General features: G+C 70.8%; 2 protein-coding genes and 1 pseudogene. 2 read left to right on the top strand and 1 reads right to left on the bottom strand.

All coding sequences use genetic code 11. From position 1 onward, the window contains the following. Positions 1-38: 38 nt before the first annotated feature. The gene (locus tag ACZ7OI_RS45685) at positions 39-15,818 is read left to right on the top strand and encodes an SDR family NAD(P)-dependent oxidoreductase (protein ID WP_470270361.1); all 15,780 of its coding nucleotides are present in this window, start codon (positions 39-41) and stop codon (positions 15,816-15,818) included. Next, positions 15,815-21,427, top strand: coding sequence for a type I polyketide synthase (locus ACZ7OI_RS45690; RefSeq protein WP_470270362.1), 5,613 nt, complete (start codon positions 15,815-15,817; stop codon positions 21,425-21,427). The genes ACZ7OI_RS45685 and ACZ7OI_RS45690 overlap by 4 nt, the downstream gene beginning before the upstream one ends. Positions 21,428-21,602: 175 nt before the next feature. Here ACZ7OI_RS45690 and ACZ7OI_RS45695 read toward each other — a convergent pair. Next, positions 21,603-21,905, bottom strand: a pseudogene (locus ACZ7OI_RS45695) (dihydrofolate reductase family protein); the annotation flags it as partial. Positions 21,906-21,927: the final 22 nt, after the last annotated feature.

Consider the following 21,927-nt stretch of genomic DNA (forward strand, 5'->3'; position numbering starts at 1 on the left):
CCCATGAATGCTGCCTGGCTACCGCGGTGGAGTGCGCAATGCGTGAGAGTGAGAAGAATCGGGAATCCGGCTTCGCGGAGCGGCTGACGCTTCTGCCGCCGGCGGACCGCGCGGGGTTCCTCGCCGGCGTGGTCCACGACGCGACGCGGGCGGCGCTGCAGGCCGCGCTGCCCGAGGTGCCAGCCGTCCTCGACCCGGAGAAAGCGTTCTCCGACCACGGTTTCGACTCGCTCGCGGCGGTGGAGCTGCACGCGCAGCTGACCGACGCGACCGGGCTGGACCTGCCGGTGACGCTGGCCTTCGACTATCCGACCCCGGCCGCGGTCGCGCGTTTCCTGCACGCTGAGGTGTTCGGCGCGGAGGAATCGATCGCGACGCTGGCTGCTGGCGGAGCGAACGACGAGCCGATCGCCATCGTCGGCATCGGCTGCCGCTACCCGGGCGGCGCGGTTTCGCCGGAAGCGTTGTGGCAGCTGGTTTCCGACGAGGTGCACACGATCTCCGGCTTCCCGGAGGACCGCGGCTGGGACCTCGACAGCCTGTATGACCCCGACCCGGACAAGCCGGGCAGCAGCTACGTCACCTCGGGCGGATTCCTGCCCGGCGCCGGGGAATTCGACGCCGGGTTCTTCGGCATCGCTCCGCGCGAAGCGTCCGCAATGGACCCGCAGCAGCGGCTCGTGCTCGAGACCGCGTGGGAAGCGTTGGAGCGGGCCAAGATCGATCCGTCGACACTGCGCGGCACTCCGGGCGGCGTGTTCATCGGCGCGGAGGCGCAGGAGTACGGCCCGCGGCTGCACGAAGCTCCCGACGGGCTCGACGGCTACCTCCTCACCGGCAACGCGCCCAGCGTCGTCTCCGGCCGCGTCGCTTACGCGCTCGGTCTGGAAGGGCCGACGCTGACCGTTGACACCGCTTGCTCTGGTTCGCTGGTCGCGCTGCACTTGGCTGTGCAGGCGTTGCGGCGTGGGGAAACCCAGCTCGCGCTCGCCGGTGGCGTTGCGGTGATGGGTGCGCCTGGCACGTTCACTGCGTTCAGCCGCCAGCGTGGTCTCGCGGAAGACGGTCGTTGCAAGGCTTTCGCGGCCGCAGCGGACGGCACTGGATTCGCTGAGGGCGTTGGTGTCCTGGTGCTGGAACGGCTTTCCGACGCAGTCGCGAATGGACACACGGTGCTCGCTGTGGTCCGTGGCTCGGCAATTAACTCCGATGGCGCGTCGAACGGCCTTACCGCGCCTAATGGTCCCTCGCAGCAGCGCGTAATCAAGCGTGCGCTAGCGGATGCTGGTCTGGAAGCGTCCGATGTGGACGCCGTCGAGGCTCACGGCACCGGCACCCGGCTTGGCGACCCGATCGAGGCGCAGGCGCTGCTGTCCGCCTACGGGCAGGACCGCGAGACGCCGCTGCTGCTCGGGTCGATCAAGTCGAACATCGGCCACACTCAGGCCGCGGCGGGTGTCGCGGGCATCATCAAGATGGTCGAGGCGATCCGGCACGGCGTGTTGCCGAAGACGCTGCACGTGGACGAGCCGACGCCGCACGTCGACTGGACCGCGGGTGCCGTCGAGCTGCTGACTGAACAGCGGGAATGGCCGGAGAGCGAACGTCCGCGTCGCGCTGGCGTTTCGTCGTTCGGCGTGAGCGGCACCAACGCGCACGTCATCATCGAGCAGGCTCCGGCCGTCGAGACCGCGGAAAGCACGAGTGACGAGCTGCCGGTCGTGCCGCTCGTTGTCTCGGCGCGCAGCGAAGAAGCGCTGAAGGCACAGGCCGCCGCGCTGGTGTCCACTGTGGAATCCCAGCACCTGACTGACCTCGGTTTCTCGCTCGCCACCACTCGCTCCGCGCACGACGAGCGCGCCGTCGTGGTCGCGGAGAACGTCGCCGACGCGGTGCGCGGGCTGCAGGCGCTGGCGTCAGGGGAGCAGGACCCGAACGTCGTCGTCGGCGAGCGCACGCCGGGCAAGCTCGCGATGCTGTTCACCGGCCAGGGTTCGCAGCGCCTCGCGATGGGGCGCGAGCTGTACCTGGCGTACCCGAAGTTCGCCGAGGTCTTCGACGAGGCTGTCGACCACCTCGACGTCCAGATGGAGACCCCGCTGCGCGACGTCCTCTTCGGCGACAACGCTGAAGAACTGAACGAGACGCAGTACACCCAGTGCGCGCTGTTCGCGGTCGAGGTCGCGTTGGCGCGCCTGCTCGAATCGTGGGGCGTGCGGCCGGACATCCTGCTCGGCCACTCGATCGGCGAACTGGCCGCCGCGCACATCGCGGGCGTGTGGTCGCTGGCCGACGCGTGCCTGGTCGTCGCCGCTCGTGGACGGCTGATGCAGGCGCTTCCGGAAGGCGGCGCGATGGTCGCCATCGCGGCGACCGAGGACGAGGTCCAGCCACTGCTCGGCGACCAGGTCAGCCTGGCCGCGGTGAACGGTCCGACGTCGGTCGTCGTCTCCGGTGAGCGCGAAGCGGTCGAAGCCGTCGTGTCGGTGTTCCGCATGCAGGGCCGCAAGATCAGCGAGCTGCGCGTGTCGCACGCGTTCCACTCGCCGCTGATGGAGCCGATGCTGGCCGAGTTCCGCGAAATCCTCGAGGTGGTCGACTACGCGGCCCCGGCGATCCCGGTCGTCTCGAACGTGACCGGCCGGATCGCGACCGCCGAAGAACTCTGCTCGCCGGGGTACTGGCTGTGGCACGTCCGCCGCGCGGTGCGGTTCGCCGACGGCGTCAAGGCGCTGGTCGACGCCGGTGTCACGACTGCGGTCGAGGTCGGCCCGGACGCCGTGCTGTCGGCGATGGCCGCCGGCGTCAGCGACGACATCGCGTTCACCCCCGCGCAGCGCCGCGACCGGCCCGAGGTCACCACCCTCGCCGCCGCGCTCGGCCGCCTGCACACCCGTGGCGTGGCGATCGACTGGACGGCGTTCTTCGGCCCGGCGCAGGTGGTCGACTTGCCGACGTATGCCTTCCAGCACAAGCACTACTGGCTCACCGCGCCGACCGGCCACGGCGACGCGGCGGACTTCGGCCAGCTCGCTTCCGGGCACCCGCTGCTCGCCGCCGAAATCGGTCTGGCGGGCGACGACGGCCTGGTCCTCACCGGTCGCGTCGCGCTCCGGACGCACCCGTGGCTGGCTGACCACGCGATCGCGGGCACCCCGGTGCTGCCGGGCACCGCGTTCGTCGAGATGGCTCTGCACGCCGCCGCCCAGGTCGGCTACGGCGTGGTCGACGAGCTGACGCTGCAGGCCCCGCTCGCGCTGCCGGAGACCGGTGGCGTGGCGCTGCAGACGCTGGTCGGCCCGGACGTCGACGGTCGCCGCACCATCGAATTCCACTCCCGCCCCGACAACGACGCCGACGCGGCCTGGACCCGCCACGCCATCGGTGTCCTCGCCGCTGGCCCGGTCGTCGAGCCCGCTCCGCGTGGCGAATGGCCGCCCGCTGGTGCGGAGGTCGTGGCCACCTCGGAGCTGTACAGCGAACTGGCCTCGCAGGGTTACGGCTACGGCCCGCTGTTCCAGGGCTTGCGCACCGCGTGGAAGCGCGATGACGTTGTGTTCGCCGAGGTCGCGCTGCCCGCGACCGGGCGTGAGGCAGCGTTCGGCGTTCACCCGGCGTTGCTGGACGCGGTCCTCCACGCCACCGACTTCGCCCCGGGCGAGGCGCGGGAGCCGGACGAGATCCGGCTGCCGTTCGCGTGGACCGGCGTGCGGCTGCACGCTTCGGGCGCGACCGAGGTCCGGGTGCGGATCACGTCGCCGGCCACTGGTGGCGTCTCGATCGACGTGACGGACGTGGCCGGTACGCCGGTGCTGTCCGTCGAGTCGTTCCGCTCGCGGCCGGTCCGTGAGGCCGACCTCGGCACCCAGGCGCGCGACCTGCTGTACACCGTCGAATGGACGCCGGTCACCGGTTCCTTCGAGCTGCCGACGCTCGCTTCGCTGGGCTCGGTCAGCGGTTTCGACGTTCCGGTGGTCGATTCGCTGGTGTCGCTGGTCGATGTGCCCGAGGTCGTGCTGCTGCCGGTTTCCGTTCCGGGCAAGAACATCGCCGCCGCTGCCAAGCAGACCGCGCACCGCGTGCGGACCGTGCTGCAGCAGTGGCTGGAAGGCGACCGCTACGCCGGTGCGCGCTTGGTCGTGCTGACGCGTGGCTCGTTGGCCGACTCCGCCGTCCGTGGCTTGGTGCGTTCGGCCCAGGCCGAGCACCCCGGCCGCGTGGTTCTGGTCGAGGGCACTGTCACTGCGACGACCCTGGCCACCGCGCTGGGCTCGGGTGAGCCGGAGCTGCGGATCGACGGCGAGACGGTCTCGGCCGGTCGGATGGTCCGGTTGGCGGCCGAAGCTGGCGAGCCGACCTGGCGCGCTGACGGCACCGTGCTGATCACCGGCGGCACCGGTGGTCTCGGTGCTCAGGTCGCAAAGCACCTGGTCACGAAGCACGGCGTCCGCAGCCTGCTGCTGCTCAGCCGTCGCGGCCTGAACGCGCCGGGCGCGGCCGAGCTGGTCGAAGAGCTGGCGGAGCTGGGCGCGACCGCGAAGGTCGTCGCTTCGGACGTCAGCAAGAAGCGTTCGCTGTCGGCGGCCATCAAGAAGGCCGAGCATCCGCTGTCGGCCGTCGTGCACACCGCTGGCGTGCTCGACAACGCGATGATCGGTTCGCTGACCGCGGAGCAGCTCGACGCAGTCCTGGCCCCGAAGCTCGACGCGGCGTGGGCGTTGCACGAGCTGACCGCCGAGCTGGACCTGTCCGCGTTCGTCCTGTTCTCCTCCTCGGCGGGTCTCGCCGACGGTGCCGGACAGGCGAACTACGCCGCTGGCAACACGTTCCTCGACGCACTGGCCGAGCACCGGAACGCCGCTGGCCTGCCCGCGACATCGCTGGCCTGGGGCCTTTGGGCACCCGACGCCGGTCAGGCGATCGGCATGGGCGCGACACTGTCCGAAGTGGACCGTAACCGCATCGCGCGGCTGGGTCTGGCTCCGCTGACCGTGTCGGAAAGCCTTGCCGCCCTTGACGCGGCGCTCGGCACCGGCGTTCCGACGGTCGTGCCGACCCGCGTCGACCGCGCCGCCCTGCGGTCGCGTGGCGAGGACGTTCCGGCCGTGCTGCGCGGGCTCGTGCCCGCCGGTCGTCGCCGGATCGCTGTCGCCAGTGGGGAAGTGACGCCCGAGCAGCAGTTCGCCGAGCGGTTCGCGCACCTCGCCGAAGCCGACCGGGACCGCGCACTGCTCGATCTGGTGCGTACGCACGTCGCGGCAGTTCTCGGCCACGACAGCGCCGACGCGATCAGCCCGGCCCGGCCGTTCGGCGAGATCGGGTTCGACTCCCTGGCTGCGGTGGAGCTGCGCAACATCCTCGACTCGGTCACCGGCATGCGGCTGCCCGCGACGCTGGTGTTCGACTACCCGACGCCGCGCGCGCTCGCCGAGTACCTGGCGTCGCGCCTGACTGGTCTCACCCCGGCGCGGACGGTCACTCCGGTGACCACTGTGGACCCGGAGGAGCCGATCGCCATCGTCGGCATCGCTTGCCGCTACCCGGGTGGCGTCGCGACGCCGGAAGACCTGTGGCGGCTGGTGTCCGAGGGCGAGGAAGCGCTGTCCGGCTTCCCGGTCGACCGTGGCTGGAACGTCGATTCGCTGTATGACCCGGAGCCCGGCAAGCCCGGCCGCTCCTACGTCAAGCACGGTGCCTTCCTGCACGACGCGGCCGAGTTCGACGCGGACTTCTTCGAGATCAGCCCGCGTGAGGCGGCGGCGATGGACCCGCAGCAGCGGCTGTTGCTGGAGGTGTCCTGGGAGGCGTTCGAGCGGGCCGGAATCGACCCGGTTGCCTTGCGCGGCAGCGCAACCGGTGTCTTCGCCGGCGTGATGTACCACGACTGGGGCACCCGTCTCGGCACAGTTTCCGACGACATCGCGGGCTACCTCGGCAACGGCAGCCTCGCCAGCGTCGTGTCCGGTCGCGTGTCGTACGCGCTGGGTCTGGAAGGCCCGACGGTCACTGTGGACACTGCGTGCTCGTCGTCGCTGGTCGCGCTGCACTGGGCGGTGCAGGCGCTGCGTCGCGGCGAGTGCACGCTGGCGCTGGCCGGCGGTGTCACCGTGATGTCCACTCCGGACACTTTCATCGACTTCAGCCGTCAGCGCGGTCTTTCCTCCGACGGCCGGTGCAAGGCGTTCGCCGAAGCGGCGGACGGCACCGGCTGGGGTGAAGGCGCGGGCATGCTGCTCGTCGAGCGGCTGTCCGACGCTCGCCGCAACGGTCACCCGGTGCTCGCGGTCCTCCGCGGATCTGCGGTGAACCACGACGGTGCGTCGAACGGCCTCACCGCACCGAACGGTCCTTCGCAGCAGCGGGTGATCGCCAAGGCGCTGGCCGACGCTGGCCTGCAGCCGTCCGAAGTGGACGCGGTCGAAGGCCACGGCACCGGCACCACGCTGGGCGACCCGATCGAGGCGCAGGCGCTGCTGGCCACCTACGGTCAGGACCGCGAAGAGCCGCTGTGGCTCGGGTCGATCAAGTCCAACATCGGGCACACTCAGGCCGCCGCGGGTGTCGCGGGCATCATCAAGATGGTCATGGCGATGCAGCACGGCCAGTTGCCGCAGACGCTGCACGTCGACCGTCCGTCCACTGTGGTCGATTGGGAGACCGGCGCGGTCCGGCTGCTGACCGAATCGCGAGAGTGGCAGGTCGACCGGCCGCGTCGCGCTGCGGTGTCGTCGTTCGGCATCAGCGGCACGAACGCGCACGTCATCCTGGAACAGGCCCCGGCGATCCCGGTCGAGCGGCCTTCCGAGACGCAGACGATCGTTCCGGTCGCGTTGTCCGGCCGGTCCGCCGCTGCGGTGCGCGGGCAGGCGGCGCGACTGCGTTCTTGGCTTGCCGAGGGCGTTTCTGTCGCGGAGATCGCGCGTTCGCTGGCTGCGACGCGGGCCTCGCTGGAACATCGTGCGGTGGTTGTCGCCGAGACCGCGGCTGAACTTGCCGACGGACTCGACGCACTGGCAGGCGGCGACGCACCGATCGGCCAGGTCGTGGACGGGAAGCTCGCTTTCCTGTTCTCCGGCCAGGGCGCGCAGCGAGTCGGGATGGGACGCGAGCTGTACGACGCGTACCCGGCCTTCGCGACGGCGTTCGACGCGGTGTGCGCGGCGATCGATCCGCTGGTTGACGTGCCGCTGCGGGACGTCGTGTTCGGCACCACCGAACTCGCCGACCGCGGCCTGCTGGACCAGACGCAGTACACCCAGACCGGGCTGTTCGCGGTCGAGGTCGCACTGTTCCGGCTCGCCGAGTCGTGGGGCTTCCGGCCCGACGCGCTCGCCGGGCACTCGATCGGCGAGCTGGCCGCGGCCCACGTCGCGGGTGTGCTTTCCCTGGATGACGCGGCAAAGCTGGTCGCCGCACGCGGCCGGTTGATGGGTGCGCTGAACGACCGTCGCGGCGCGATGGTCTCGTTCTCCGCCACTGAAGAGGCGGTCCGCGAACTGTTGCAGGGCCACGAAGACGCGGTCAGCATCGCAGCGGTGAACGGCCCGGCCGCCGTGGTCGTCTCGGGTGACGCAGACGTGGTCGCCGAGATCGAGCGTGCTGCGGACGGTGTCCAAACGCGACGGTTGCGCGTGAGCCACGCGTTCCACTCGCCGCTGATGACGCCGATGCTCGACGAGTTCCGCGAAATCGCCGCCGGATTGTCTTATGCGGCACCGAAGATCCCGATTGTCTCCACGGTCACTGGGAAACTCGCCACCGACGACGAGCTGCGTTCGCCGGAGTACTGGGTCACCCACGTCCGCGAGACCGTCCGTTTCGGCGCTGCGGTCACGACTCTGGCGGAGAGCGGCGTCCAGACGTTCCTGGAGATCGGCCCGGACAGCGTGCTGTCCGCGCTCGGCCCGCAGAGCGTCGAAGCAGAGTTCGTCCCGTTTGGACGGCGCGACCAGGACGAGGTGCGCACCGCGCTCACCGCGGCCGGTCGTCTGCACATCCGCGGCGCGGCGAAGCTCGGCCCGCTGCTCGGCGACGGTCCGGTGCGGCTCGACCTGCCGACGTATGCCTTCCAGCACAAGCGTTACTGGCTCGACGCGACTCCGTCCGGCGATGTCACTTCGGTCGGTCAGCAGCCGCTGGCGCACCCGATGCTGGGTGCGGTCGTGGCACTGTCCGGTTCGGACACCACTGTCCTCACTGGACGGTTGTCCGCCGCATCGGTGCCGTGGGTCGCTGACCACGTCGTGAAGGGCGCGATTCTGGTGCCCGGCACCGGATTCGTCGAACTGGCCGTCGCGGCTGGCGACCAGGTGGGCCACCCGACGGTGGAGGAGCTGACGCTGCAAGCGCCGCTGATCCTGCCGCCGGACGGCGCGGTCGCGCTGCAGGTCGTGGTCGGTCCCGCGAACGGAGACCGCCGCCCGGTCACCGTGTTCTCCCGCCCCGTCGAGTCGGACGGCGACTGGACCCAGCACGCGCTGGGCACTCTGTCCGCCACCGCGCGGCCGGAACCCGCCGGCCTCACCGAATGGCCGCCGGCGGGCGCGACCCCGATCCCGGTCGAGGGCGCGTACGAACTGCTCAACGAGCGCGGCTACGGCTACGGCCCGGCGTTCCAGGGCCTCCAGGCCGCGTGGCGACGGGGCAACGAGGTGTTCGCCGAGGTCGCGCTGCCGGAACCGGCGGCGTCCACGGCAGGCTCGTACGGCCTGCACCCGGCGCTGCTCGACACCGCGATGCACGCCGACCTTCTCGGCGACCCGAGCGGTTCGACGCTGCTTCCGTTCGTGTGGAACGGCGTCACGCTGCACGCGGTCGGCGCTTCGGTGCTGCGAGTGCGGATTGTGCGGATCGACGGCGACGAGCTGTCCTCCATCGAGGTCGCGGACGGCGAAGGCAACCCGGTCGCTTCGGTCGAGTCGCTGGTCTCGCGGCCGGTGCGGACCGAACTGGCCGCGCAGGCGGAGACCACGGACGGTTCGCTGCTCAAGATCGGCTGGCAGTCCGTGCCGGTCCCGGCCGCGGAGCCGGGCGATGTCGTCGCGATCGGCCAAGGCCGGGTCGGTGTGGCCGCCACCTACAGCGGCTTCGCGGACCTGCTCGGGGCCGTCGATCGCGGCGAGCCGGTGCCCGGTCTCGTGACGCTTTCGGTGCCTGCCGCGGAGGGCGCGGTGCCGGAAGCAGCGCGGGCCAACGCGACCTGGCTGCTCGCCGAAATCCAGGCGTGGCTGGCCGAATCGCGGCTGACCGACACGAAACTCGCCATCGTCACGCAGTCGGCTGTCCCGGCTGGCAAGTCCACTGTGGACGTCACGCAGGGCCTGCTGTGGGGTCTCGCCCGGGCGGCGCAAGCCGAGCACCCCGGACGCGTCTTCCTGATCGACGCCGATGCGGAGACAAAGGTCGAGACGATCGCCGCGGTGGTCGCCTCCGGTGAGCCGGAAGCGGCGATCCGCGCAGGTTCGGTGCTCGCTCCGCGCTACACCCGCACCGAATCGACCGGTACCGCCTCGTGGGACGGCACGGTCCTGATCACCGGCGGCACCGGCGGTCTCGGCAGCCTGCTGGCGCGTTACCTGGTGGCCGAGCACGGCGTGGAGAGCCTGGTGCTCACCAGCCGCCGCGGTCTCGACGCACCGGGTGCCGCGCAGCTGGTCGAAGAGCTGACCGACCTGGGTGCGACCGTCCAGGTGGCGGCCTGCGACGTTGCTGACCGCGAGGCGGTCGAGCAGCTGATCAACGGTCTGCCGGACCTCGGCGCGGTGGTGCACGCCGCCGGTACCGCCGACAGCGGCGTCTTCGATTCCCTTACCGCAGAACAGCTTGACGCGGTCCTGCGGCCGAAGGTCGACGCGGCCTGGCACCTGCACGAGCTGACCGCCGACCGGCAGCTGTCCGCGTTCGTCATGTTCTCGTCCGCGGGCGGCCAGGTGCTGCCGGCCGGACAGGCGAACTACGCGGCGGCCAACGCCTTCCTCGACGGGCTTGCTGAACACCGGCGCGCGGCCGGGCTTCCGGCTACCGCGCTGGCGTGGGGTCTGTGGGCGGAGAACACCGGACTCGGCGGCGACCTCGCCGAAGCCGACCTCGCCCGGATGGCCCGACTGGGCCTGCCCGCGGTGACCGCTGAGCAGGGCCTGGCCCTGTTCGACGCCGCCGTGGCCACCGAAGACGCGGTCATCGCGCCGCTTCGCGTGGACGTCGCGGCTCTGCGGGCGCGCACCGACGAACTGCCCGCACTGCTGCGTGGTTTTGTGCCGCCGAAGGCGCGTCGCGTGGCGAAGGCGGCCAAGGCGGCGGACAACGCGCTCGCTGACGAATTGGCCGCGCTGGTCGAAAGCGAACGGGACCGGGTGCTGCTCGACCTCGTCCGCATGCAGGTGGCAACCGTGCTCGGCTACGCGGACAAGTCCGAAGTGGACGGAACCAGGGCGTTCAAGGAGCTGGGCTTCGACTCGCTCGCCGCGGTCGAACTCCGCAACCTCCTCGGCACCGCGACCGGACTGACACTGCCCGCGACGCTGATCTTCGACCACCCGACCGCCAAGGCCGTCGCGGACTTCGTGAAGGGCAAGCTGCTCGGCGCGGTCGCGAAGACCCCGGCGACGACGGCCCGGACGAACGCGTCGATGCAGGAACCGATCGCGATCGTCGGCATGGCCTGCCGCTACCCCGGCGGCGTCCGGTCGCCGGAGGACCTGTGGCAGCTGCTGGTCGACGAGGTCGACGCGGTCTCCGGCTTCCCGACCAACCGCGGCTGGGACACCGAAGGCATCTACGACCCGGAACGCGGCAAACGCGGCAAGACCTACGCCAACCAGGGCGGCTTCCTGCACGACGCGGCGGAATTCGACCCGGCGTTCTTCGGCATCGGCCCGCGCGAGGCGATGGCGATGGACCCGCAGCAGCGGCTTCTGCTGGAAACCGCGTGGGAGGCCATCGAGCGCGCCGGGATCGACCCGACCGTGCTGCGCGGCAGCCTGACCGGCGTCTTCACCGGCGCGATGTACGACGACTACGGCAGCCGCGCCCCAGGTGCTCCGGCCGACGTCGCCGCCTACATCCCGAACGGCAGCTCCGGCGCGGTCGTCTCCGGCCGGATCTCGTACCTGCTCGGACTTGAGGGCCCGAGCATGACGGTGGACACCGCGTGCTCGTCCTCGCTGGTCACGCTGCACCTCGCGGTGCAGGCGCTGCGGGCGGGGGAGTGCGGGCTGGCGCTGGCTGGCGGTGTCACGGTGCTGTCGCAGTCGGACCTGTTCGTCGACTCCAGCCGTCAGGGCGTGCTTTCGCCGAACGGCCGGTCGAAGTCGTTCTCCGCGGCTTCCGACGGCGTCGGCTGGGCTGAGGGCGCGGGTCTGCTGCTGCTGGAGCGGCTGTCCGACGCGCAGCGCAACGGGCACGAGGTGCTCGCGGTGGTCCGGTCGAGCGCGGTGAACCAGGACGGTGCGTCCAACGGTCTGACCGCCCCGAATGGCCCGTCGCAGGAACGCGTGATCCACGCGGCCCTCGCGGCTGGCGGGCTGCAACCGTCCGATGTGGACGCTGTCGAGGCGCACGGTTCGGGCACGAAGCTGGGCGACCCGATCGAGGCGCAGGCGCTGCTGGCGACCTACGGCCAGGACCGCGAGCGGCCGCTGTACCTGGGTTCGGTGAAGTCGAACATCGGGCACGCGCAGGCGTCCGGTGGCGCGGCCGGCGTGATGAAGGTCGTGCAGGCGTTGCGGCACAACATGTTGCCGAAGACGATGCACGTCGACGCGCCGTCGCCGGTCGTCGACTGGACCACGGGCAACATCGAGCTGCTCACCGAACCGCGGCCATGGGTGCGCAACGGTCACCCGCGTCGCGCCGGCGTCTCGTCCTTCGGCATCAGCGGTACCAACGCGCACATCATCATCGAGGAGGCACCACCCGCCCCGGCCAACGAAACCCGGCGCACCGCACCGGAACTCCCGGCGATCCCCTTGCCGCTGGCCGGTTCGGTCGCTTCGGCGCTCGCCGACCAGGCCGCCCGGCTGGCCGCGCACCTGCGGGCCAACCCGGACGTCAGCCTGACCGACGTCGGCTACACCTTGGCCACTGCGCGGGCCGCGCTCGACCACCGCGCGGTGGTCCTGGCGGCCGACCGCGAAGCAGCGCTGAAGGCGCTCGACGGACTGGCCGACGGCCGGACCCCGGCGGGCACCGTGGCCGGCACGGTCAGCGCGGCGGACCTGACGGCGTTCCTGTTCACCGGACAGGGCGCGCAGCAGCCGGGCATGGGACGCGGGCTGTACGAGGCGTTCCCGGCCTTCGCCGGAGCGTTCGACGAGATCTGCGGACTCTTCGACGCCGAACTGGACACCCCGCTCAAGCAGGTGATCTGGGAAGACTCGCCGCTGCTCAATCAGACCGCGTACACGCAATGCGCGCTGTTCGCGATCGAGGTCGCGCTGTACCGGCTGGTCGAATCCTGGGGCGTCACGCCGGATTACGTCGCCGGGCATTCGATCGGCGAACTGGCGGCGGCGCACGTCTCCGGAGTGTTCTCGCTGGCCGACGCCTGCTCGCTGGTCGCCGCTCGCGGCCGGCTCATGCAGGCGCTGCCGACCGGAGGCACGATGGCGGCGATCGCGGCCACCGAGGACGAGGTGCGAGCCTCGCTGCCTTCCGGCGTCGACATCGCGGCGGTGAACGGGCCGCGGTCGGTGGTGATCTCCGGTCCGGAAGAGGCGGTTGTCGCTGCCATGGCGACGTTCTCCGACGCCGGCCGCCGGACGAAGCAGCTGGTCGTGTCCCACGCGTTCCACTCGTCGCTGATGGAGCCGATGCTGGCCGAGTTCGCGGTGGCGGCGGAGAAACTGACCTACTCCGCGCCGTCGATCCCGGTGGTGTCGAACGTGACCGGCAAGATCGCGACCGCCGCCGAGCTGTGCTCGCCGCAGTACTGGGTGGGCCACGTGCGGGAGGCCGTCCGGTTCGCCGACGGCGTCAGCACTTTGCTCGCCTCGGGCGTGACCCGGTTCGTCGAGCTGGGGCCGGACGCGGTGCTCACCGGGATGGCGCGCGAATGCGACACCGCGGTGGCCAACCGGCCGGACCGCGTCGTCCAGGTGCCCGCGATGCGGCGCGGCCGGGCCGAGGTGCCGACCGTGTTCACCGCGCTGGCGACGCTGTTCTCCCGGGGCGCGAAGATCGACTGGAAGGCGCTGTTCGCCGGCCAGGGTGCGTCCACTGTGGACTTGCCGACGTACGCGTTCCAGAACAAGTCGTACTGGCTCGACGCGACTAAGCCGACCGGTGACGTCAGCACGCTTGGCGCACAGTCCGCCGGACACCCGCTGCTGGGCGCCCTGGTGGAACTGCCGGACGGCGGCGCGGTGCTGACCGGACGGCTGTCGGTAGCGACGCAACCGTGGCTGGCCGACCACGTGGTGTTGGGGCGGACGATGCTGCCCGGCACCGCGTACGTCGAGCTGGCGGTGCACGCCGGTGACCAGGTCGGTTGCAACCTCCTGGAGGAGCTGACCCAGCAGGCGCCGCTGTTGCTGCCCGAGGACGGGGTCGACCTGCGCGTGGTCATCAGCGCGCCGGACGCGAGCGGTCGCCGGGAATTGTCGGTGCACTCGCGGACCGAGGCTGGCTGGGTCCAGCACGCCGCGGGCACGCTGGCCAACGGTTCGGCGGCGGAATTCTCGCTGAGTGAGTGGCCACCGTCGGATGCGGAACCGGTTGACCTGACCGGGTTGTACGACGACCTGGCCGGACTCGGCTTCGGCTACGGGCCGACGTTCCGCAACCTGCGGGCGATCTGGCTCCGCGAAGGCGAGGTGTACGCCGAGGTCGCGCTGCCGGAAGGTACTGCGGCGAACGAATTCGGCCTGCACCCGGGCCTGCTCGACTCGGCACTCGGCGCGACGGACTTCCTGATTCCGGGCGGCCCGAAGGCGTTGACCGAGACGACCATCCCGTTCGCGTGGAACTCGGTGTCGCTGCAGGCCAGCGGCGCGACCGCGCTGCGGGTGCGGGTACGGAAGACCGAGAGCGGTTCGTCGCTCGACCTGGCCGACGCTGCGGGTGCTCCGGTGGCGCAGATCGCCTCGCTGGTCACGCGGCCGGTGTCGGAAGGCCAGCTCGGCGCGAAGGTGCCGGACTCGCTGTACCGCATCGAATGGCAGCCCGCTTCAGGCGTTCGGCTGGTGCCTTCGCTGGACGGCTGGGCCGTGCTCGGCACCGACGATCTCGGTCTCGGCGTGCCTGCGAAGGCTGAGCCGGTAGACGCGGACGTGCTGGTGCTGCCGGTCGGTTCGGGTTCGGGCTCTGTTCCCGAGCAGGTGCACCAGGTCGTGCAGGAAACGTTGCGGCACTTGCAGAACTGGCTGTCCACTGGGGACGGAAAGCTGGTCGTGGTCACTCGCGACGAGCTGGCGCAGGCTCCGGTCTGGGGTCTGGTGCGGGCCGCACAGGCGGAGAACCCGGGCCGGATCCAGGTCGTGGACCTCGACGCTTCGGCCGAGTCGGCCCGGGCGCTGCCCGCGGTCGTCGCGTCCGGCGAACCGGAAGCCCGGGTACGGAACGGCGAGGTGCGCGTGCCGCGGCTGACCCGGGTCACCGAGGTCGGCGAGACAGTCGAGTGGGATCCGGACGGCACGGTGCTGATCACCGGCGGCGCGGGTCTGCTCGGCGGGCTGCTGGCGCGGCACCTGGTCGCTCGCGGTGCTCGTGACCTGGTCCTGACCAGCCGTCGCGGTCTCGAGGCGGCGGGAGCGCGGGAACTGGTCGACGAACTGGCCAGCGAAGGTGCGAAGGTCACGGTGGCCGCGTGCGACGTCACCGACCGGGACGCGCTGGCGAAGCTGCTCGACACGCTGCCTCGGCTGACCGCCGTGGTGCACGCGGCCGGGCAGATGGACAGTGCGGTGCTGAGCGCTTTGACGCCGGAGCAGGTGGAGAATGTGTTGCGGCCCAAGGTGGACGCGGCCTGGAACCTGCACGAGCTGACGGCTGCTCGGGACCTGGCGGCGTTCGTCCTCTACTCCTCGGCGGGCGGCTTGCTGCTCGCGGCGGGACAGGCGAACTACGCTGCCGGGAACGTGTTCCTGGACGCGCTGGCCGAGCACCGCGCTTCGCTCGGTCTCCCGGCGACCTCGCTCGCGTGGGGCCCGTGGGAAGGCACCGACGGCGAGGTGGACCTGGCGCACATCGCCCGGTCCGGCGTCGCGGAGCTGTCGGCCGCTGAGGGGTTGGAGCTGTTCGACGCGGCTCTGGCTGCTCCGTCGGCGGCGTTGGTGCCGGTGAAGCTCGACCTCAAGGACGCCGACCGCGCGTCGGCGCTGCTGAAGGGGCTCGTCACTGCCGGACCGCGACGGGCCGCTGTTGCCTCGGCGACGGCAGCGCCGGAGGCTGGGTTCGCCGACAAGCTCGCCACGCTTTCGGCGGACGAGCGGGACTCGGCGGCGCTGAACCTGGTGCGCGAGCACACGGCGGCGGTCCTCGGATACGACGACACTTCCGCGGTCGGGGTCGAGAAGGGCTTCACCGACCTGGGTATCGACTCGCTCGCCGCGCTGGAGCTGCGCAACCGGCTCGGTGCTGCGACCGGGCTGCGACTGCCCGCGACGCTGATCTTCGACTACCCGAGCCCGCTGCCGCTGGCCCGGCACCTGCTGACCGAGCTGGCTCCCGCTCCGGTCGAGGAAGCAGTCGAAGAACTGAACGGCACCGATGACTGTGTTGAACAAAAGAGTGCGGCGACATCCGGAGTCGCCTCGATGGACCTGGCCGACCTGGTCCGCTCCGCGATGGGCGGCACCGACGAACGGGGTGAATCCCAGTGACCGACAAGTCCGCTCCTTCGACCGAGCAGATCGTCGCCGCGCTGCGGCAGTCCATGACGGACAACGAACGGCTCCGTGCGGACAACCAGCGGCTGGCCGCCCGGCAGTCCGAGCCGATCGCGATCATCGGCATGGGCTGCCGGTATCCCGGCGGGGTCGCCACGCCCGCGCAGCTGTGGGACCTGGTGGCCGGCGGCGTCGACGCGATCGGCGAGTTCCCGTCCGACCGCGGCTGGGACACCGCCGCCCTGCACGACCCGACCGGAGCCCGGCCCGGCACGACGTATTCGAATGAGGGCGGTTTCCTTTACGACGCCGCCGATTTCGAGCCGGAGTTCTTCGGCATCAGCCCGCGCGAGGCGGTCACGCTGGACCCGCAGCAGCGGTTGCTGCTCGAGACCGCGTGGGAAGCCGTCGAACGCGCCGGGATCGTGCCGTCGACCCTTCGAGGCAGCGCGACCGGGGTGTTCGCCGGCGTCATGTACCACGACTACGGCGCGGGCAGCAGCGACGGCAGCCTGATCTCCGGGCGCGTCTCGTACACGCTCGGCCTTGAGGGCCCGTCCGTGTCGGTGGACACCGCGTGCTCGTCGTCGCTGGTCGCGATGCACCTTGCCGCACAAGCACTTCGGCGCGGGGAATGCTCGCTGGCTTTGGCGGGCGGGGTGACAGTGATGGTCACGCCGGACATGTTCGTGTACTTCAGCGAACAGCACGGCCTGTCCTCGGACGGCCGGTGCAAGGCCTTCGGCAGCGGCGCGGACGGCGTCGGGTGTTCTGAAGGCGCCGGAATGCTTTTGCTGGAACGGCTTTCCGACGCTCGACGTAACGGGCACCACGTGCTCGCGGTGCTGCGCGGCAGCGCAGTGAACTCGGACGGTGCTTCGAGCGGGATCACCGTGCCCAACGGCCCGGCGCAGCAGCGCGTGATCCGTGCGGCTTTGGCTGATGCCGCTTTGGAACTGTCCGATGTGGATGTTGTGGAAGCGCACGGCACCGGTACCAAGCTGGGCGACCCGATCGAGGCCCAGGCCCTGATCTCCACCTATGGCAAGGTCGCTACCCCTTCACGGCCGTTGTATGTCGGTTCTTTCAAGTCGAACGTCGGACACACGCAGGCTGCGGCTGGGGTCGGCGGCGTCATCAAGATGGTCGAGGCTCTCCGGCGGGGGGTGCTGCCGCCGACGCTGCACGCGGACGAGCCTTCGCCGCATGTCGACTGGGCGGATGGCACTGTCGCGCTGCTGAACGAATCGATCCCTTGGCCGTCGGCCGACCGGCCTCGGCGGGCTGGGGTGTCGTCGTTCGGCATCAGCGGGACGAACGCGCACGTGATTGTCGAGCAAGGCGATCCGGCCCCCGCGCCTTCCTCTTTGGCTGGGCCAGTTACCTGGCTGCTCTCGGCTTCTTCTCCGGAGGCTTTGCGGGCTCAAGCTTCTCAGCTGGCTGACTTCGCTGCTTCGGGTTCTCCGGCGGACGTCGGGCTTTCCCTTGCCACTACGCGAACCCTCAGCGAGCATCGGGCTGGGGTGGTGGCTGCTGATCGGGAAGCTGCTGCTCGCGCTCTGAGCGATTATGCGGCAGGCCGCGCTTCTTCCTCGGTGGTCGAGGGCGTGGCTGCTGATCCTCGCTTGGCTTTCCTCTTCACCGGCCAAGGTGCTCAGCGCGCTGGCATGGGCCTGGATCTCGCCGCCGCGTACCCGGTCTTCGCCGCCGCTCTGGACGAAGTCGGTGCTGTGCTGGACCTCGATGTCCCGCTGCGTTCGCTGCTCGCCGATGCCGACCGTCTCGATCAGACCGGATACACGCAACCTGCTCTTTTCGCGGTGGAAGTCGCCCTTTACCGGCTCCTGGAGTCGTGGGGCGTCCGTCCTGCTTATCTGCTGGGCCACTCCGTCGGCGAGATCGCCGCCGCGCACGTCGCCGGGGTGCTTTCCCTTGCGGACGCCGGAAAATTGGTCGTCGCCCGTGCTCGGCTGATGCAAGCTCTCCCCGCCGGCGGGGCGATGGTCGCGGTGCAGGCTACCGAGGATGAGATCCTTCCGATACTAACCGATGGTGTAGGAATCGCCGCCGTGAACGGTCCTCGGTCGGTGGTAGTGTCGGGGGTAGAAGAAGAAGTGCTTGCGGTTGCTGGGAAATTTGATCGAACTTCGCGGTTGCGGGTGTCGCACGCGTTCCATTCGCCGCTCATGGACCCGATGCTGGACGAGTTCGCCGCGGTGGCGCGCACGCTGACGTATTCTGCGCCTTCGGTTCCTGTTGTGTCCACAGTGGAGCTTTCGGCGGATGTGGCCACTGCGGAATACTGGGTGAGGCAGGTCCGCTCGGCGGTGCGGTTCGCGGACGGTGTGCGTGCGCTGGCCGGTGCCGGGGTGGACACGTTCGTCGAGGTTGGTCCGAGCGCGGTGCTGACCGCGATGGGGCAGAGCTGCGCTGATGCTGCTTTGGTGAGTGGTGCCGGTGCCGGTCGTGGACGTGCGGTCGGCGGTGGTGCCGATGCGGGTGGTGCTGGTCGTGGTGGTGCTGCCGGTGACGGTGGCGGTCGCGTGATCGGTGGTGCGGCTGAGGTCGGTGCCGCTGGTGGTGCCGTTCGCGGTGGTGCTGCCGGTGACGCTGGTGCGGTCGGCGGTGGTGCCGAAGCTGGCACCGTCGGTGCCGGTGGTGCGGCTGAGATCGGTGCCGCCTCCACGGCCAGCGGTGCCACCACCCTTGACCCGGCCGCGATCGACTCCGCCCTAGCCAACGCCACCTTCGTCCCCGTCCTGCGCAAGGACCGAGCCGAAGCAGAGTCCGCCGCCGCCGCGGTCGCGACCCTGTTCACGCTCGGCGGGACAGTCGACTGGGACGCGTTCTACCCCGGCGCGCACACCGTCGAACTGCCGACCTACGCCTTCCAGCGCAAGCGTTACTGGCTGGACAACCCGACCGGCGCGCGGGCTCGCGGCGTGGCCGAGGTCGGGCAGCGAGAGGCCGCGCACCCGCTGCTCGGCGCGGTGGTCGCCGCTGCCAACGACAGCGGCGTCGTCCTCACCGGACGGCTGTCGCTGGCCGCGCAGCCGTGGCTGGCAGACCACGTCGTCCAGGGCAACGCGCTGTTCCCCGGCACGGCGTTCGTCGAGCTGGCCGTGCGCGCGGGCGACGAGGTCGGCTGCGGACGGGTCGACGAGCTCACCCTGGCCGCGCCGTTGATCCTGCCCGAGCAGGGCGCGGTGCGGCTGCAGGTGACCGTCGGCGCGGAGGAGGACGACGGCACCCGCGCGCTCGGGATCTTCTCCCAGGCCGAGGACGCCGACGAGTGGGTCCAGCACGGCAGCGGCCGGCTCTCCCCGGCCGGTTCGCCGTCCGCGACGGCCGCGCAGTGGCCGCCCGCCGGGGCCGCGGAGATCGACGTGACCTCCCGGTACGACGAGCTGGCCGCGCAGGGCTTCGACTACGGCCCGGTTTTCGCCGGTCTGCGTCGAGCCTGGCAGGCGGGCAGCGTGCTGGCCGCCGAGGTCGCGCTGCCCGAGCACGCGGACGGCAGCGCGTTCGGCCTGCACCCCGCGTTGCTGGACGCTGCCCTGCACACGATCGGCCTCGCCGGGCCGACCGAGGACAAGCCGGTCCTGCCGTTCGCGTGGTCCGGCGTCTCGCTTTACGCGGGCGGCGCGGCGAACCTGCGCGTGCTGATCTCGTCGGATGTCGAGAACACCGTCTCGCTCACCGCGACGGACGCGTCCGGCGCACCCGTGCTGCGCGTGGACTCGCTGGCGTTGCGCCCCATCGCGGACGACGCGTTCGCGGCCGCCGCGCGTTCGGCGGTCGACGATTCGCTGTTCCGCGTCGACTGGATCCCGTGGCAGGGCGACGACGTCACCGCGGTGACCACCGCAATCCTGGGCAGCGATCCGTTCGGCCTCGGCGGAGAGTCCTATGTGGACCTCCAAGCGCTGCTGGAAGCCATCCACCACGGCGCCTTGGTGCCAGACGTCGTCTACGTCCCGTTCGCCGCCCCCGAAACGGCCACTCCGGAAGGCGCTCGCGCAGCTGTCCACGACCTCCTCTCGCTCGCCCAATCCTGGGTCGCCGAGGATGTATTGGCCGCTTCGCGCTTGGTCGTCGTCGCCTCCGGCGCGATTGCCACTCGCCCGGACGAGGGCGCGCCCGACCTCACCCACGCCGCGCTGTGGGGCGTGATCCGCACCGCGCAACTCGAGTACCCAGACCGATTCATGGTGGCAGACCTCGACAACGGCCCGCTCCCGATCGGTTCGGTGCTCGGCGCGATGTACGCCGACGAACCCGGCGTCGCTGTCCGCGACGGCGCGGTTTTGGTGCACCGCCTGGCAAAGTACGCGCCGTCCGGCACCGTCGCCTTCGACCCGGACGGCACTGTCCTCGTCACCGGCGGCACCGGCGTGCTCGGCCAGCTGATCGCCCGCCACCTGGTCGTCGAGCACGGCGTCCGCCGCCTGCTCATCACGAGCCGTCGCGGTCCCGCCGCTCCGGGAGCCGACGAGTTCGTCGCGTCCCTGACCGAGTTGGGTGCGTCGGTCTCGCTGGTGGCCTGCGACCTGGCCTCGCGAGACGCCGTCGCAGCCCTCATCGCCGACGTTCCGTCCGACCACCCGCTGACCGCGGTAATCCACACCGCCGGTGTCGTCGACGACGGCGTGCTGCTGTCGCTGACCCCGGAACGGATGGACGCCGTGCTCCGCCCGAAGGTCGACGCCGCGTGGCATCTGCACGAACTGACCGCGTCCATGGACCTGGCCGCCTTCGTGCTGTACTCCTCGGCAGGCGGAACGCTCGGCGCGGCAGGCCAAGCCAACTACTCCGCGGCGAACGTCTTCCTGGACGCCCTCGCGCACCACCGTGCCGCGCAAGGCTTGTCAGCCGTGTCGCTGGCGTGGGGCCTGTGGTCGGAAGGCGGCATGTCCAACGATCTGGCCGACACCGACCTGATCCGCATGGCCAGGTCCGGCGTCTTCGGCCTGTCCTTCGCCGACGGCCTGGAATTGTTCGACGCGACAGTCGCCGCCGGCCAGCCGTCGCTGGTGCCGGTGCGGCTGGACATGTCCGGCCTCCGCGCCGACGCCCACAGCGTCCCCGCGATGCTGCGCGGCCTGGTCCGAGGACGCCGCCGCGTCGAGGTCGTCGACGATTCCTGGAACCAGGTCCTGCGCCTGTCCGGCGCCGAACGAGTGCGGGCCGCCGTCGACCTGGTCTGCGGCACCGCCGCCGTAGTCCTGGGCCACGAACGACGGGACGCGGTGGACCCGCGAAAGGGCTTCATCGAACTGGGCTTCGACTCCCTGACCGCCATCGAACTGCGCAACCGCCTGGACGTCCTCACCGGAATGCGCCTGCCCGCGACGCTGATCTTCGATTACCCGTCCGTGCAGGTACTGGGAGAACACCTCGTAGCGGACGGTGCGCCGTCCGCGGTCGAGATCCAGCTGGACGCGCTGGAAGGCGTCGTGCGAAGCCTGGAACCGGACGAGGTCTCCGGAGTCGTGACGCGGTTGAAGGCAGTGCTCGCGTCGCTGGTCCCGGACGAGGACGTGGAAGGAGCCAGCGCGGACGAGTTGTTCGCGCTGCTGGACGAGGAACTGGAAGCCAGGTAACGCGCCCCGGGCCGCCCGCCGATGCTCGCGGGCGGCCCCCGGCGCTGCCTACCGGTGAAGACTCGACCGGTAACGAAATTCCTGGCGACGCCCGTCGAACGTCCGGGTCTCGAGGAGTTCGAGATTGAAGTCCCCCGCTGCCCAGGAAGACCGGATCGGCCCCGGTTTTCCCAGTGACGACCGGAAACAACGTCACCTGAACGACGTCGACCAAACCGGCCGCCATGAGCGCGCGGTTCAGCGTGAGGCTGCCGTGCGACCGCAACGGCACTGCGGACTCCTCCTTGAGCCGTGCTACGACGTCGACCCGGTTGCCGCGAGCGACAGTCGCGTCCGGCCAGTCGAGCGGGACTTCCAGCGTGGAAGACACGATCGTCGCCGGCAGGTCCCGCATCCGGACGACCCAAGGATCGAAGACTTCCCGCGCGGCAGCCACCATCGCCGCGTGCGCGCGGTAAGTGTTGGCCCCCAACACCATTCGCTGCGGTTCGGTGTAGAGG

The sequence above is a fragment of the Amycolatopsis sp. NPDC114503 genome (assembly GCF_055633655.1).

Excerpts from the sequence above, each read along its gene's own strand:
- ACZ7OI_RS45685 (WP_470270361.1), top strand. The coding sequence starts at position 39 with ATGCGTGAGAGTGAGAAGAATCGGGAATCCGGCTTCGCGGAGCGGCTG.